Origin of the sequence: Streptomyces sp. NPDC002564 (genome assembly GCF_042889645.1) — a bacterium.
Taxonomy (GTDB): domain Bacteria; phylum Actinomycetota; class Actinomycetes; order Streptomycetales; family Streptomycetaceae; genus Streptomyces.
Genome location: NZ_JBIARE010000002.1, coordinates 387,388 through 402,595 on the forward strand (window position 1 = coordinate 387,388; position 15,208 = coordinate 402,595).

13 protein-coding genes and 1 pseudogene are annotated in these 15,208 nt (G+C 71.3%); 4 read left to right on the forward strand and 10 right to left on the reverse strand.

The window, feature by feature from the left end; translation table 11 throughout:
* Window positions 1-206: 206 nt before the first annotated feature.
* A pseudogene (locus ACFYXE_RS08200) lies at window positions 207-505 on the forward strand (hypothetical protein); the annotation flags it as partial.
* A gap of 249 nt (window positions 506-754) precedes the next feature.
* Here the strand turns inward: ACFYXE_RS08200 and ACFYXE_RS08205 are convergent.
* The 4 genes from ACFYXE_RS08205 to ACFYXE_RS08220 form a co-directional block, all read right to left on the reverse strand.
* Window positions 755-1,996, reverse strand: a complete 1,242-nt coding sequence (locus ACFYXE_RS08205) for an amidohydrolase family protein (RefSeq protein ID WP_389310228.1) — start codon at window positions 1,994-1,996, stop codon at window positions 755-757.
* Between the two features lie 64 nt (window positions 1,997-2,060).
* Entirely contained in the window at window positions 2,061-3,500 is a 1,440-nt protein-coding gene (locus ACFYXE_RS08210) for a pyridoxal phosphate-dependent decarboxylase family protein (RefSeq protein ID WP_389310230.1), read from the reverse strand.
* A 41-nt stretch (window positions 3,501-3,541) separates the two neighbouring features.
* Window positions 3,542-4,207 (reverse strand): hypothetical protein, encoded by a 666-nt coding sequence (locus ACFYXE_RS08215; protein WP_389310232.1) that lies wholly within the window; start codon window positions 4,205-4,207, stop codon window positions 3,542-3,544.
* Between the two features lie 46 nt (window positions 4,208-4,253).
* Entirely contained in the window at window positions 4,254-5,237 is a 984-nt protein-coding gene (locus tag ACFYXE_RS08220) for a polysaccharide deacetylase (RefSeq protein WP_389310234.1), read from the reverse strand.
* Window positions 5,238-5,704: 467 nt separating this feature from the next.
* Here ACFYXE_RS08220 and ACFYXE_RS08225 point away from each other — a divergent pair, with 467 nt between their 5' ends.
* Complete coding sequence (locus tag ACFYXE_RS08225) at window positions 5,705-6,586, forward strand: NmrA/HSCARG family protein (RefSeq protein WP_389310236.1); 882 nt, start codon at window positions 5,705-5,707, stop codon at window positions 6,584-6,586.
* A gap of 133 nt (window positions 6,587-6,719) precedes the next feature.
* Window positions 6,720-7,232 (forward strand): CPCC family cysteine-rich protein, encoded by a 513-nt coding sequence (locus ACFYXE_RS08230; protein ID WP_389310238.1) that lies wholly within the window; start codon window positions 6,720-6,722, stop codon window positions 7,230-7,232.
* 430 nt (window positions 7,233-7,662) lie between these two features.
* Here ACFYXE_RS08230 and ACFYXE_RS08235 read toward each other — a convergent pair whose 3' ends face one another.
* The 6 genes from ACFYXE_RS08235 to ACFYXE_RS08260 all read right to left on the reverse strand — a co-directional run bounded on the left by ACFYXE_RS08235 (window position 7,663) and on the right by ACFYXE_RS08260 (window position 13,665).
* Window positions 7,663-8,109 (reverse strand): SsgA family sporulation/cell division regulator, encoded by a 447-nt coding sequence (locus tag ACFYXE_RS08235; RefSeq protein ID WP_389310240.1) that lies wholly within the window; start codon window positions 8,107-8,109, stop codon window positions 7,663-7,665.
* Between the two features lie 78 nt (window positions 8,110-8,187).
* A complete protein-coding gene (locus tag ACFYXE_RS08240; RefSeq protein ID WP_389310242.1) occupies window positions 8,188-8,958 on the reverse strand; it encodes a SigB/SigF/SigG family RNA polymerase sigma factor in 771 nt (256 codons plus the stop codon).
* Between the two features lie 621 nt (window positions 8,959-9,579).
* On the reverse strand, window positions 9,580-9,825 hold the full coding sequence (locus ACFYXE_RS08245; RefSeq protein WP_361169403.1) for a DUF6479 family protein: 246 nt from the start codon (window positions 9,823-9,825) through the stop codon (window positions 9,580-9,582).
* A 146-nt stretch (window positions 9,826-9,971) separates the two neighbouring features.
* On the reverse strand, window positions 9,972-10,430 hold the full coding sequence (locus ACFYXE_RS08250; RefSeq protein WP_389310244.1) for a DUF4383 domain-containing protein: 459 nt from the start codon (window positions 10,428-10,430) through the stop codon (window positions 9,972-9,974).
* A gap of 186 nt (window positions 10,431-10,616) precedes the next feature.
* A complete protein-coding gene (tal, locus tag ACFYXE_RS08255; RefSeq protein WP_389310246.1) occupies window positions 10,617-12,275 on the reverse strand; it encodes a transaldolase in 1,659 nt (552 codons plus the stop codon).
* Window positions 12,276-12,480: 205 nt separating this feature from the next.
* Window positions 12,481-13,665: an alcohol dehydrogenase catalytic domain-containing protein gene (locus tag ACFYXE_RS08260; RefSeq protein ID WP_389310248.1), complete on the reverse strand. Its 1,185-nt coding sequence runs from the start codon at window positions 13,663-13,665 to the stop codon at window positions 12,481-12,483.
* A 353-nt stretch (window positions 13,666-14,018) separates the two neighbouring features.
* On the opposite strand from ACFYXE_RS08260, the gene ACFYXE_RS08265 reads away from it, so the two are divergent.
* Window positions 14,019-15,008 carry an SDR family NAD(P)-dependent oxidoreductase gene (locus ACFYXE_RS08265; RefSeq protein ID WP_389310250.1) on the forward strand — a complete coding sequence of 330 codons (990 nt, stop codon included), beginning with the start codon at window positions 14,019-14,021 and terminating at the stop codon, window positions 15,006-15,008.
* The last annotated feature ends 200 nt before the right edge of the window (window positions 15,009-15,208 follow it).

Genomic DNA, 15,208 nt, shown 5'->3' on the forward strand with positions numbered 1-15,208 from the left:
GCATCCTTCCAGCGGCGAATCCCGCCGACGATGCCACCAGCCGTGAACTCCCGCAACGCTGAGGCACTCCCGCGGCTCCGGCGCCTGCGGTGGAGGCGGAACCGGTCGCGCCGGGCTCCCGGTGCGACCGGAACTGCCCTCCGATTCTCCTCCTGAAAACGCGCGGATACCGTTGTAGCTGGTCAGGAACAAACAACGGTGTCGGGATGCCGCTCCTCGGCTTCGGCGTTTACCAGATCCCCGCCGACGACACCGAGCGAGCCGTGTCCGACGCACTGGGCGCCGGATACGGCCTGGTCGACGCCGCCGCCTACGGCAACGAAGAAGCCTTCGGCCGTGCGTCAACCAGGTCGAAACCCACCCCTTCTTCCAGCGCGCAGACTTCCACGCCCTCATGCGCGAGCACGGCGTGCAGCACCAGTCCTGGGGCGGCTGGCTCACCGAGCGCGAAATCGTCCGCATCTCGAAGCCCGTACGTGCCGAGCGTATGGCGGAGAACCGAGATCGTCACCAGGCTCGCCAAGCGTCGCTTGGACAGCTGACACGCGCACACAACGGGAGTGGGCAGCAGGGGCCACACCGCCGGCAGCCGATCGCCCCTTCCCCCCTCCGCCTCCCCGCGCAACGGACTTTCTACGAGGTAGGCAGACGCCCCGCACAGCTCGCCCAGGTGCTTGATCACGGAGTAGAACTCGTCGTCATCGGAGCTGATGTTGTACCGGTCGAGGACGATCACGCCCCCGGCCCTCGGTCGTTATGGCCTGCCGCAGGGGCAGTTGTCGCCGAAGGGGTGGGGGCAGCGGCGGACGGCGCCGTGCTGCATGACGAAGTCGACGGCGCCCATGACGTCGATGTCGTGCAGGGGGTTGCCGGGGACGGCGATGAGGTCCGCCCGGCTGCCGGGGGCGATGGTGCCGAGGTCGGGGCACCGCAGGAGCTCGGCGGCGGTGGACGTGGCGGCTCGTAGGGCTTGGTGGGGGGCGAGGCCGGCGGTGGTCAGGGCGGGGAACTCCCGCCAGTTCTCGCTGTGGGGGAACAGGCCGGCGTCGGTGCCGAACGCCAGCTTGGTGTTACCGGCGGCGATGCGTGACCCGTGGCCGCGCAGGGCCTCGGCGTAGCGGGTGAGCTTGGCGTGTTCCCGGGGGCGGCCGGCCCAGAAGGCTTCGTCGTCCAGGCGGTCGAGGTGGTAGGTGACGGCGTAGAGGGTGGGGACCAGGAAGACGCCGTGGGTGCGCAGGAGTTCGAGGGTCGCGGGCGTGGCGAGGCAGGCGTGTTCGACGGAGCGGACGCCCGCGCGGACGGCCCGGATGATGCCGTCGTCGGAGAAGGCGTGGGTGGCGCAGGGCAGGCCGAGGTCGGTGGCGGCCCGGACCAGGGTGTCGAGTTCGTCCTGGGTGTAGGCGGGCAGGTCGGGTCGGTCGGTGGGGCTGGTGATGCCGCCGGTGGCCGCGCATTTGATCCAGTCGGCTCCGAGGCGGGCTTCGAGGCGTATCTGGCGCAGGATCTCGTCGGTGCCGTCGGCGAGGGCCCCGTGCTCGCGGGTGCCGGGGGGCGCGGCGTAGGTGGAGTGGTCGGCGTGCCCGTTGCGTGGCGAGATCATGTGGGGGGCGAGCAGCAGGCGGGGGCCGGTGATGATGCCCGTGGCCAGGGCGTGGCGCAGGTGGATCGTCGGGGGATCGTCCAGAGTGGCGCCGAGGTCACGGACGGTGGTGAACCCGTTGGCCAGCAGGTCGCGCAGGGCGGGCAGGGCGGCCAGGGCTCGGCTCGTGGTGGTGTCGGGTGCGGTCGTGGGAGGGGGCTGGGCGAGGTGGACGTGGCAGTCGATGAGTCCGGGCAGCAGGGTGTGGCCGCCCAGATCGGTGTGCGTGGTGCCGGGGGGCGGACGGCGGCAGTCGGTGTCGGTGATCCGGCCGTCCCGGACCAGGACGCGGGCGTGGGGTCGTAGACGGTGGCCGTCCCACCAGTGGGGGGCGGTCAGCAGAACGGTGTCGCTCATGGGCTCCTGCCTGTCCGGGGTCGTGGAGCGGCGCGCGGACGTGAGGGGGACCGGGGCCGTGGGCTCAGGGGCTGCGGTGGTCGCGGTAGGCCCGCAGGAAAGCATTCGCGGTGTCTTCGGCGCTGTGGGGACCGGATTGCCAGTTGCTGACGGAGATACGGACCGCCGGTCGCTCGTGCCAGGTGGTGGGAGTGACCCAGCAGGAGCCGTTGTGATTGAGGGTGTCGATGATCCTTCGCGTGGTGGCTTCGTCGCCGATGTGCAGCAGCGCCTGGTTGAGCATCACCGGGGCCAGCAGGTCGATGCCGGGTTCGCGGGCCAGGAGCTGTGCGAAGGTGCGGGCGGCTTCGCAGTTGCGCTCGACCATGTCGGCGATCCCGTCGCGGCCGAGGTGGTGCAAGGTGGCCCACAAGGTCAGGGCGCGGGCGCGTTGGGAGATCTCCACCCGGTAGTCCATCGGGTCGCGTCCGGCCCGAGGGGTCGAGTTGAGGTAGTCGGCACTGAAACCGACGGCCGCGCGGAACGTGTCGGGGTGGGCGCACAGGGCGATGCCGCAGTCGTAGGGGGTGTTGAGCCACTTGTGGCCGTCGGTGGCCCAGGAGTCGGCCCGCTCCAGGCCGTTGAGCAGGGGTTGGAGGGCCGGGGACGCGGCGGCCCACATGCCGAAGGCCGCGTCCAGGTGCAGCCAGCCCCCGTGGCTGTGGGTGATGGTCCCGACCTCGGTCAGCGGGTCGATGGAGCCGCAGTCGGTCGAGCCGACCTGCGCGCACACGATCAGTCCGCCGGGCGCGCGGCCGGCCAGCTCGGCGAGGTGGCGCACGTCCATGCGGCCGTCGTCTCCCGCGTCGACGACGCCGATGTGACCGCCCAGACCGAGCAGGCGCAGACAGCGCAGGACCGACACGTGGGTGTGCTGGCCGAGCAGGACGGTCAGCGGGGGTGCCTGGGCCATTCCCTGGTCGTTGGCGTCCCAGCCGGCTGCGGCGAGCTGGTGCTGGCGGGCGGCGGCCAGACAGACCAGGTTCGCCGTCGTGCAGCCCGAGGACAGTCCCATCACGGTACTCGCCGGTAGCCCGAACAGGTCGGTCAGCCAGCTTTCGCAGACCTCCTCGGCGACCGAGGCCAGCGGGCTGGTGTCGTACACCGCCGCGCACTGGTCCCAGAGACTGACCAGCCAGTCGGACGCGGTGCCGATGGGCAGGGCGCCGCCCACCACGTACCCGAAGCTGTGCGAGCCGCCGGACGGCATGAGGCCGGCCTCGCCCGCGGCGATCAGGTTTCGCAGGGTGGCTTCCTGATCGTGTCCGGCCGTCGGGATACTGCCGCCCAGCAGGTCCTTGAGCTGCTCGGGGGCGCGAGGGCGCATGGGCCGCGCCGTCTGGAGGAAGGTGCGGGCGTACTGCGCGACGGCGGCCAGCAGGTCACCTGCCTCGGGGACGAGGGGGTCGTCGGTGGGACGGGGTGCCGGCGGGGCGATGATGCGGTCGAGTCGTTCGCTGGCCATCAGCTCGTCACTTTCCTCTTGCGGCGGACGCGGCGGTGCGCTTACCGGGACGCGGGCTGCGGGGCGCGCCAGATCGGGAAGATCTGCGGGCCGTCGGGCAGGGTGATGTCGATGCCCAGGCGGCGCTGGCCCAACCGCTCGTACAAGGCGAGGTTGCGGGGGGAGGATGCTTCCGCGTACGCCCCGGCGCCGTGCCGATCTGCACCGTGCCGGTCCGCACCGTACTGGTCCGCCAGCGCGAACAGGCTCTGCTTCAGCCGGGTGCCCAGGCCGGCGCCCTGGTGCTCGGGCAGGGCGGCGACGAACGTGCCGTAGAAGTGCGGCGCCAGGTCCTTGGGATGTGCCTCCCCCAGGACACCGAAGAGGTAGAGGACGCGCTCGGCGTCGGCGCCCAGCGCGTGCCGCAGAGAGTCCAGCAGTGCCGTGTGCACGTCGTCGGGCTGCTCCACCGCTTCGGGCGGGAAGTAGAGGCTGACCGCCCCGTAGTCGCGGGTCTGCAGGGCGGATCCGCCGTGGCCGAAGGTGTGGTCGACCATGATCGTGAAGAACGTCTCCAGCCGCGCCGTGCGGGTCGCTTCGTCCGGGAACAGCCACGCGAAGACGGGGTCGGTGTAAAAGGCGCCGCGGTAGACCTCGATGAGCCGGTCACGGTGGTCGTACGAGGCCGGACGGCAGTCGAACCGGGCGGCCGGGTGCTGTTGCGCCATTATGGGTCCCTCCTGGGGCGCGACGGGGTCCCGCGGCTCCGGCCCGTCAGGGAGCCCCGCGCTGCTGTACGAGGGTGTGGTGGGTGTGGCGCGCGATCTCCTCATGGGTCGCGAACCAGACGCCCGCGCGGGCGGTGATGTGCACCAGCAGTTCCCGCAGGACGAGCAGGCGGGAACGGTGGCCGATCACATGCGGATGCAGGGTGAGCTGAAAGAGTCCGCCGACGTCGCGGGCCCCGTCGAACTCGTCCTTCCAGATCTGCAGCACCTGGCGGGGAGCCATGGCCTGGCGGGCAGCGGGATCATCCGGGAAGTACGGGGCGTCGTCGCGGATCCAGGACACCGGGATCTCGACCAGCCCTGTCGGTTCGTGCTGGTGGAGCAGTTCGTACGGCTCGTCGTCCGCCATCAGCGAGGAGTCGTACGACAGGCCCAGTCCGCGGGCGATGGGCAAGGTGTGCTCGGTGTAGTCCCACCACGGAGTCCGCATTCCGGTGGGCGTGGAGCCGGTGATCCGACGTAGTGCGTGGAGGCTGCTTTCCGCGAGCTCGTATTCCTCGCCCTGGTTGAGGTCGCCGCACCGTTCGTGGATCCAGCCGTGCAATCCCAGCTCGTGTCCGGCCGACTGGATCCGGCCGATTCCCCTTTCATGGAGAAGGGCGGACACGACGGGAACGAAGAATGTGGCCCGCACGCCGAAAACGGCCAGCAGATCGAGAATCCGGGGTATCCCCACCCGCGCCCCGTAGTGGCCCTGAGTGATGTAGCCCGGAGATGTGACGTTCTGGCAGAAGGCTGCGGTCTCGTCGTCGACGTCGAAGCTGATGGCCACCGCCACGGACGCACCGTCGGGCCACGTGCGCAGTGGCAGGCCCCGTCCCGCCCCCACCTGCGCGGCCAGTGCCCGCCATCTGTCCTCGCCCCACCGCCACGGCGCCTCGGCACCGGGAGCGCTGTCCCCACCGCCCTCCTGCTCCACCATGCCCATTCCGCTTTCTTCCGTCGTGCGAATCTTCGAAAGTCGATACACGCGAGGGTCGGAAATCGTACAGTTTTTCGCCGTCAGTCGCTTCGGAACGCAAAGGTGATGGTGGGGCGATGGGAATTGCTGTCTCTTCTCGAATGCTGATTGCCCTGCGCGTGATTCATCCAAACTGCGACAAGGTGGAGTGGTGAATTCTGGCCGGTTTCCCCCGGGGTGCGGAGGAGCGAAAGGGGAGCGCGTGCGGAATCGTGAGGGCGCCGGGGCTCGCGGTGCCTGCATAAACTCCGGAAATCGGCGTCCAATGCAGCACGTGAGTCGCGTGGTCGGAACGTTGCCCCGGTACTTCCGTGATGAAGCGCGCCGACAGAGCCCGGTGGGACAAGCACCCTCGGCGGGAGATGTGACGTGCGCCACAGGGGCTGGACCTCAAGTCCTGTTGAAGGAGCAGAGTTCCGTGCATCGAGGGGATGCCGCTCAAGGCACCCGGGACCTGCGTGATCGAGGAGCCTCAGATGTCTGACAACCGTGTCGTCGTGGTGACTGGTGCGACGGGAAGGCAGGGTGGCGCCACCGCGCGCGCCCTGCTGTCCCGCGGCTGGACGGTGCACGCACTGGTCCGCGACCCGGACAAGCCCGAGGCGCTGGCGCTGAAGGAGTCGGGCGCCGTCCTGGTCCGCGGTGACCTGGACGACACGGCATCGCTGGACGCGGCCCTGCGCGGCGCGTACGGAGTGTTCAGCGTGCAGACCTTTGCCGGACCGGACGGCTTCGCCGGTGAGATCCGACAGGGCGAGGCGATCGCGGACGCGGCCGCCCGCGCGGGTGTCGCGCACTTCGTCTACAGCTCGGTCGACGGCGCCGAGCGCCCCGGCCAGGTGCGGCACTTCGCCAGCAAGGGCGAAGTCGAGCGGCACATCGCGGCGCTCGGGCTGCCCGCGACCGTCCTCCGGCCGACCTTCTTCATCACCAACTTCGAGCACCTGGGCCCGCAGTGGGTGGACGGCGAGCTCACGCTGACGATGGCGCTGGAGCCGGACACGAAGCTGCAGATGATCACCCCGGGCGACATCGGGAACATCGCCGCCGACGCCTTCGACGCCCCGGCCGACCACCTGGGGCGCACCGTCGAGATCGCCGCGGACGAGCTGACCGGCCCGCAGTTGGCCGACGTCTTCGCCCGCGCCGCCGGCAGCCCCGTGCGCTTCGTCTCCCAGCCGATCGAGCAGGTACGTGCCCGCAGCGAGGAGCTGGCCGCCATGTTCGACTGGTTCAACACGGTCGGCTTCGCGGCCGATCCGGCGTCGCTGCGCGCGCGGCACCCCGGGCTGACGTCGCTGGAAGCGTGGGTGGGTGCGCACTGGTCGGCGCCTGCGGCACCGGCCTCCACGTTCTGACGAACACGGACGCGAATACGGACGCGGACGCGCGGGGCGAGTGCTCCGGTCGGCCACTGGCCGGCGTGGCGTCGGCCGGCCGGGTGCTCACCCGCGGACGAGCCCGGTGATGCCGCCTCGTAGGGTCGTCTCCGTGAACGACCTGGATCCGCAGATACGCGCCGAGCTGGCCGAACTCGAAGCACTCGAAGCCGCGCAGGCGCGAGGGGAGCCGCTGGTGATCCCGGAGAGCGGCGCCGCACCGCCTCCGGGCGGCTGGCTTCCGTGTCCCTGCTGCGGCCACCAGACGTTCGGGGAGCAGGGGAGCTACGAGATCTGTGCCGTCTGCTTCTGGGAGGACGACCTGGTGCAGCTGCGCCGGCCCTGGAGCTTCGGGGCCAACGCCGTGTGCCTGGTGGAGGCGCAACGCAACTTTCGGCGTCTCGGCGCCATCGAGGAGCGGTTCCTCAAGAACGTGCGGCCGCCCGCCCGGGATGAACCCCTGGATCCTGGCTGGCGTCCGGTCGACCCGTCGCGGGACTCCTTCGAGGAGCCGGGCAGCAGCGCCGAGTGGCCTGAAGACCTGACGGTCCTGTACTGGTGGCGCCCCACCTTCTGGCGCCGCGACGCGCCCCCGACGCGCCCCTCTCCTCCGTCCGACGACTGAGCCGGACCCGGCCGGTGCAGAGGGGGCGTGCTTCCTCCCGGCCGGCCGCCGGACGCCAGGGGTGACCGACCAACCGGGACGCCCTCAGTGCCCGTGCCACGGCAGCAGTCCGCCGAAGAGGACGCATACTGATCCGCCCAAGGTGGCGACATACGCCGCGGTGCCGATGCGCCGTCGCCACGGCCCCTCTCGTCGCGGTTCTCCCTCGGCGCTCGGCCCTCCAGGGGGCGTCACGACGTAGTTGATGGGCGTATCGGGGGCGCATGAGGTGTCCGAGGGCACGCACGGCGGGTGGTGCGGTGCGGGGTGGAGGCCGGTGACGTCATGCATGCGTACAGCTTTCGCCTCTTCCTCTCCGTGGGCAGGGGTCTTTGGGCCCACGCATCCGCGCTGTTCGGCCTTCCTTCGGCCTCGCTCCGAAGGACCGCGCTCAGCCCTGGTCCAGGAGCGGTGCGAGGAAGTCGTCCCAGACGACGTGGTCGCTCTCCGAGCCGGGCGGGACGAGCCGCAGGGTGACGTCGAGCCAGGCGGAGACCACGGCACGTTCGGCCTGGAAGACGGCGCAATTGCCCAGCGGCCCGAGGCGGAGGCTCAGTCGGTCGGGCCCCGGCAGCGCCCGTACGGGCCACACGGCCACGTCGCCCGCTCCTTCGTGCCTGCGCAGCCCGAGCACCAGGGCTTCCCGGGACAGCGTCCACCCCGCGGTGACGCCGTGCGCCAGCAGGGTCATGCGTACGGCGAACGGATCCGCCGCCGTGTAGCGCAGCCGCAGATCGAGCGGCGCGGGAGGCAGCCCGTTGCGCAGCAGGCGGACCCGGTGGCGCAGTGTGGTGACGCGGTGCGGATAGACCTGGATGAGGGCCAGGGGATACGGCACGAGGGGTCACTTCCAACAGGGGAGGGGGCGGTGGGCCGGTGGGGAGGCTTGCTCTCGTACCGGTTCGGTGCCGTGGCCTCAAGCGGCGCAGGTGCGGACGTGGGCGCAGCTCTTGGCGATCAGCCGGGACACGTGCATCTGGGAGAGGCCGACCTGGTCGGCAATGCGGGTCTGGCTCCAGTCCTCGAAGAAGCGCAGATAGAGGATGGTGCGGTCACGTTCCGGGAGGTTCTTGAGGGCCTCTTTGGCCGATTCACGGTCGATGGCGAGGTCGAAGCCGGGGTCACCCGCGCCGAGGGTGCCTGCGATGTTGAGTCCTCCGCCCTCGAAGGTGGTGTCGGCGTCGAGCGAGAGCGTGCGGTAGCTCTCCAGGGCTTCCATCCCGTCACGCACCTCGTCCGTGGTCAGGTGCGCCTGCTCGGCCATCTCGTACAGGCTGGGCTCGGTCTGGAGGCGGCCCGGTCGCTGGGCGAGCTCACGGCGGGCGACACGCACCTTGTTCCGCAGGTCCTGGACGCGCCGGGGCACCCGGACGTCCCACGTGTAGTCGCGGAAGTGGCGGCGCAGTTCACCGGTGATGGTGGGGATGGCGTAGGTCTCGAAGGCCCCGCGTGCGGGGTCGAAGCGGGTGACGGCCTTGACCAGGCCCAGGGCGGCGACCTGCTTGAGGTCGTCCACGTTCTCGCCCTTGTTGCGGAAGCGGATGGCCAGGCGGTGGGCCATGGGCAGCCACGCTTCGACGAGTTCGGCGCAGAGCGCGTCGCGTTCGCGCCCGGCGGGGCAGGCGGTGAAGCGGGCGAACGTCCGGGCGGTGTCGGGCGCGTCGTCGTGGGGGTGTCGGCTGGTCATGGGGGCTCTCCTCGGCATGGCGGTCAGCGACATGACAGCGAGTGGGGAGTGCCGGGCAGTCCTGGGCCCGGGCACGCCGCTTTCGCGTGAGCGCCTGTGGTCCCAAGCACTTGAGCCTGCTCACTCCCGTGTCGTGGAAGGAGGACAGGCACCCGGCCCGCGGGCCGGGATGGATCAGGTGGAGTTCCGGAGAGCGCCGGGGTGGTGGCCCGGCGTGTTCGCTGCGGCGAGGGTCTTCGGCCGGTACGGCGTGGGTGTGCGACGTGCTTGTCCGCAGCCGCCCGGCAGCCGCCGACGGCTGGTGCGTGGTGCGACGCGAACGTCTTCGCCGCTCTTGGCGGCAGCACAGGAAGCCGGGAACCGCGGAAGCGCGTCCATGGGGGGCGTCCCTTGTGCCGCAGCGGATGGATGAACCGTCCGGGGCTGGGGACAGCCGGGCAGTCGAAAGCCGACGCCCGCCCCAAGACTAGCCCGCAGCGGCAGCTCTTGCCCAGACCGAGATGGCCGCAGGGCGCCACGGCACGCCGTCGGCGCGGGGCACCGCCGCCCGGACCCGCATCGCGCGGAGCCACGGGCGGCGGATACGGCCCTTCCTTTTCGCTGCTGCGGGCGTGCCCGGCGTCAGCGGTGGGGGTGACCCTGCTCAGGGTCGTCGTCGGGGGTCTGCCAGCCCACGCCCCGCTGCTGCTGGTCCGCCGGGCCCGGTGAGGGCGTGGGCGTGGTCGGGGCGCTGCGCCGGGCGGATCGGCGTCGGCCGACCACGAGGGCGGCCAGCAGGCCGATGACCACGGCGATGCCCACGATGATCAGGAGGAGCGACGAGGTGCCCGAGGCGGCCAGGACGACCGCACTGCTGTGAGTTTCCATGCCGGCCGAGTACCCACCGCACACCGTGCCAGTGGCGCCCATCAGAAGGACACCACCAGGTCGACGGGGGTGCTCGGCCGGCCGCCGGCGCATGCGTCGTATCACGTCGGTGTCCGCGGGATCGCTTGCTGCGGACGGGATACGGGCTATGAGCCGCCGTGGTGCGGCCGGCGCTTGGGGAGGAGGGCGCCCATCGCGATCATGCCGATGCCCAGGACGAAGTGCAGCCAGTTGTCGGCGGTGTTGAGCGGTACGAAGTTGGCGCTGCTGTCATGGCCGATGAACAGGCCGTAGAGCCAGAGCACCAGGTAGATGGCGCCACCTGCCATCAGGTAGGTGCGCGCGGCGACATCCGTGCGGGCCGCGACGAGTCCCGCGACCCCGAAGGCCAGGTGCACGAGATTGTGCAGTACGGAGACCTGGAAGACACCCAGGAGCTCCGCGCCGGAGCCGTGCGAGGCGAATTCCATCGAGTCGTAGTGCGCGGTGACACCGGGGACGAACCCCAGGATGCCCACCAGCAGGAAGACGGCGCCCACCAGCTGTGCTCCGTACTGGACCGGTGCGCGTCGGCTCGTGGCCGAGGTGTGTGTGCGGGTTGCCATGTCGGTCCCACCCTTCTGCCGGGCCCGTCCGTCGAGTCCGGCTCGCGGTGGGTACCCGGCAGCGCACGGTTGCTCCACTCGGAAGGCGGCGATATTCGGACGATCGGGAGCAGGCCGGGAGAGCGGACCTGGAGCGGACCGGGACCAGACCGGGAGCAGGGGGGGCCTGACGCGGATGCGCGGGTGTCACCGCTGGGCGGGGGCCCGGGACCGCAGTGTCCGGGCGGCCGTCGTGGTGCGCAGGGTCTTCAGGTCGGCGATCTGCCGCCCCGCGCGCTCCAGCAGCGCGTCCAGGTGTGCGGTGGAGAGTCGCTCGTCGTGGTCGGCCAGACCGCGCAGGGTCTGCCAGCAGGCCGCCTTGCCCTCGACGCCCAGGAGCATGGCCTCCGTCTCCAGCAGGTCGCTCAGGGGGGAGCGGGACAGGACGTGGCCGTTGGGCTTGAGGCGCCCCGCCTTCTCCGCGAGCCAGCCCATGGCGACCTTGGAGCGGCTGATGGGAACGTCCACGTCGCTCATGATCTGCGCCAGCGCGGCGCGGTCCTCGTCGACCTGACGGGCCAGATCGGCGAGCCCCTTGGCCTCCACCGGCTCCGAACGGGCCTGCGCCGACCGCCGGAACAGTTCCGCGCCACCCGTGGCGGCGGCGTAGTGGTCGTTGAGGTAGAGCCCCAGCAGCCCGGTCCGACCGTCACCGCCGTCCCGGGGGCGGCGAGCGGCGGCGGCGGAGCCGGGGTGCATGGCGCGGTCCACCGACTCGCCCAACTCGCCCCAGCTCGCCTCGAACTTGGCGACGCCTTCGCGTTCCAGCACGTCGGTCACGTCCGCGAAGTCGACGCCGACGGCCGCCAGCGCCGCGAGATGGTCGGCGGCCGCCCGGAAGTCCTGCCCCGTCGGCGTGTGGTCCGTGAAGGAGCCGTGGTCGGCGAAGGCGGCCAGGGTGGTGCCCGGCATGGTGTTCACCGTGCCGGGGATGACGAGTTCGCTCACGTACATCGTGTCGGGGTAGGACGGATCCTTGACCCCGGTCGACGCCCACAGCGGACGCTGCACCCGGGCGCCTGCCGCGGTGAGCAGTTGCCAGCGCGGGGTCACGAGCGCCTGCTCGTACGCCTGGAAGGCGAGCCGGGCGTTGGCGACGGCGGCCCTGCCCTTGAGCGCACGGGCCTCGGAGGTGCCGATCGCGTCGAGTCGCCGGTCCACCTCGGTGTCGACGCGGGAGACGAAGAACGAGGCGACCGAGTGGATGTCCGCCACCTCGCGCCCGGCGGCCATGGCCTGCTCCAGACCGGTCTGGTAGGCGTCCAGCACCGCGCGGTAGCGCTCCAGGGAGAAGACCAGCGTGACGTTGACGCTGATGCCTTCGGCGACGGCGGCGGTGATCGCCGTCAGCCCCTCGCGGGTGGCCGGGACCTTGACGAGCAGATTCGGTCGGTCGACCGCCGCCCACAGCTTGCGGGCGAAGGCGCACGTGGCCTCGGGATCGTGCGCCAGCGCGGGGGCCACTTCGAGGGAGACCCGTCCGTCGAAGCCACCGGTGCGCTCGTGGACGGGCAGCAGCACGTCGCAGCCGTCCCGCACGTCGTCGGTGGTCAGCGCGAACACCGCGTCCTCGGTGCTGCTGCCTTCCTCGCCCAGCCGGCGCAACTGCTCGGTGTAGCGGTCCCCTTCGGAGAGTGCGGAGGCGAAGATCGTGGGATTCGTGGTGACGCCCACGACGTGCCGGTCGCGCACCAGCCTCTGCAGCTCACCACCGGCCAGGAGCTCGCGGGACAGGTCGTCGAGCCAGACCGACACCCCCGCGGCGGACAGTTCGGCAAGCGGACCGGAACCAGCGGAAACGGACATGGGACACCTCCACAGGGGCGGCGCCGCCCTGTGCCCGGATGCGGTCCGCCCGGCGGGCGGAGCGGGGCCGGTGGCGGCGCTCGACGTGCCGGGTCCCCCGCTCGCCGTACCCGAACCGTCGGGCGCCCGACGCAATCACCGCCTCGGTGTCCCTGTCCCTCTCGGGAAGTGAGGAGGTCCCTCTCGGGGAGCGAGGAGGTCCCTCTCAGGGAGTGAGGAGTGTCTTGATCATGTCGTCCTCCTTGTCCTGGAACTGCTGGTACGCCGTGGGGGCGTCCTCCAGGGACATGTGGTGGGTGGCGAAGTCGTCCACGCCCAGCGGGTCCTCGTCGGTGAGCAGCGGGAGGATGTCGCCGACCCAGTGCTTCACGTTGGCCTGGCCCATCCGCAACTGGATCTGCTTGTCGAACATGGTGAGAAGGGGCAGCGGATCGGCCGCCCCGCCGTAGACGCCGGAGAGGGAGATCGTGCCGCCCCGGCGGACGATGTCGATGGCCGCGTGCACGGCGCTGAGCCGGTCCACCCCGACCCGCTCCATCAGCTTCTCCGCGAGGGCGTCGGGCAGGAACCCGACCCCCCACTGGGCCGCCTTGGCCACGGGGGCGCCGTGGGCCTCCATGCCGACCGCGTCGATGACGGCGTCGGTGCCGCGCCCGTCGGTCAGGTCCCGGACCACGTCGCCGAGGTCCTTGCCGTGGCGGCGCAGGTCCAGGGCCTTGACGCCGTCCCGGTGCGCGCGGCTCAGCCGGGCCGGCACCAGGTCGACGCCGACGACCAGGCGCGCACCGCGGTGCAGCGCGATCCGGGCGGCCATCGCGCCGATGGGGCCCAGGCCCAGGACCGTGACGGTGCCGTCCGGCGGGATGTTCGCGTGCTCAATGGCCTGCCAGGCCGTCGGCAGGACGTCCGAGAGATAGACGTAGCGGTCGTCCGGTGCCCCGTGCGGCACCTTGATCGGCAGCTCGTTGCCGAACGGCACCCGCAGGAATTCGGCCTGCCCGCCCGGCACCTGCCCGTAGAGCTTCGTGTAGCCGAACAGCGCGGCGCCGGTGCCCCGTTCGGTGACCTGCGTGGTCTCGCACTGGGAGTGCAGCCCGCGGTCGCACATGAAGCAGCGACCGCACGAGATGTTGAACGGGATCACGACACGGTCCCCCACCGACAGCGGCGCGACGTCGGGGCCGACCTCCTCGACGATGCCCATCGGCTCGTGGCCCAGGATGTCGCCCGGATCGAGATAGGGGCCCATCACCTCGTAGAGGTGCAGGTCGGAACCGCAGATGCCGGTGGACGTGATGCGCACGATGATGTCGTCGCGCTCCTTGAGTACCGGGTCGCTCACCGTGTCGACGCGGACGTCGCGCTTGCCGTGCCAGGTCAGGGCCCTCATCGGAACCTCCGTGGAACGTGGAAGGGGTGATGTGGCGGCCGGGTTTCCCGGTGGGCCGGCATCACACCTTCATGGTCGGGTAACCCATGAGGGGCTGCCATGCGCGCGGATGCAGCCCGGACCGATGTCGGGGATCCTGACATCGGCCACCTGCGGTCCTCGTCACCGACGGCCGAGCCGGATACGGCGCAAGAGATGCGGCACAGAAAATGCGGCGCTGAAAACGCGGCGCAAGAGATGCGGCACAAAAGATGTCAAGCCAACACGTTACGGGCAGTGACTTCCGGGCACTCGGGGCGCATCCCATCCGATGAGCCAGGTCGGCCCGCGCGCAGCTTGTGAAAGGCGACGAGATGACCCACCGCACCCGCCTCCCCACCCGGATCAAAGGGCCGGGGGCCCTGGTCACCGGCGGCTCACGGGGACTGGGGCTGTTCCTGGCCCGGCACCTCGTCGAGCGCGGCTGCGTCGTGACCATCGCGGCCCGGGACGCCGCCGAGCTGGAACGCGCGGCACAGCAGCTGCGCGAGGAGACCGGTGCGACGGTGCACGTGGCGGTGTGCGACGTGCGCGACCGGGCCGCCGTCGCCGCCATGATGCGTGAGGTCCAGGAGCGCGACGGGCTCGACATCGTCCTCGCCAACGCCGGCGTCATCCAGGTCGCGCCCGTGGAGGCGATCGGCTCCAAGGAGTTCACCGACGCCATGGACACGATGTTCCACGGTGCCCTGAACACCTCACTGGAGGCACTGCCCCACCTGCGCGCCAGCCGCGGACGCCTGGGCCTGATCGGTTCGGTCGGCGGGCTGCTCGGCGTGCCGCACCTGCTGCCGTACTCGTGTGCCAAGGCGGCGGTCGGTGCGCTCGCCGAGGGCCTGCACGCGGAAACGGCCGCCTCGGGGGTGAGCGTCACCGCCGTCCACCCGGGGCTCATGCGGACCGGCTCGCACCGGCAGGCCGAGTTCGGCGGGGACACGAGCGCCGAGTTCGGCTGGTTCAGCACCGCCGCGGGCGCCCCGCTGCTCTCCATGGACGCCGACCGGGCGGCCCGCCGGATCGTCGACGCGGTGATCCAGCGGCGCGCCCGGCTGGTGCTCACCGCGCCGGCCAAGGCGGCTCAGCTCGCGCACGGCGTGGCCCCCGGGCTGACGACCCGGCTCAGTGGCGTGGTCGCGCGGCTGCTGCCGTCCGCGTCCGGGCCCGGCCCGCTGCGGCAGGGCGCCGAGGCCGGTGAGCCGCGCAACCCGCTCGCGCGGCGGATCAGGGCGTGGGGCAGCGCGCGCAACGACCGCGCGGTGGCGGAGGCCAACCAGCGCGAGCCCGGGCCCCGTACCAGCTCGTGAGGCCCGAGACGGTTGTTTCGGATCTCCACCGGTGGGAACCCAGCCCGCGCTTGGGACCACAGGCGCCGCACATCCGACCGCCCGCCCCAGGGCGCTGGCCGCACAGGAGGAGCGCGTGCCGACCAACCCTCCCCACCGAGGGGATCTTCCGCAGACCGGACCGATACCGGAACTGCGCACAGGAGAACTGACACCGGAGT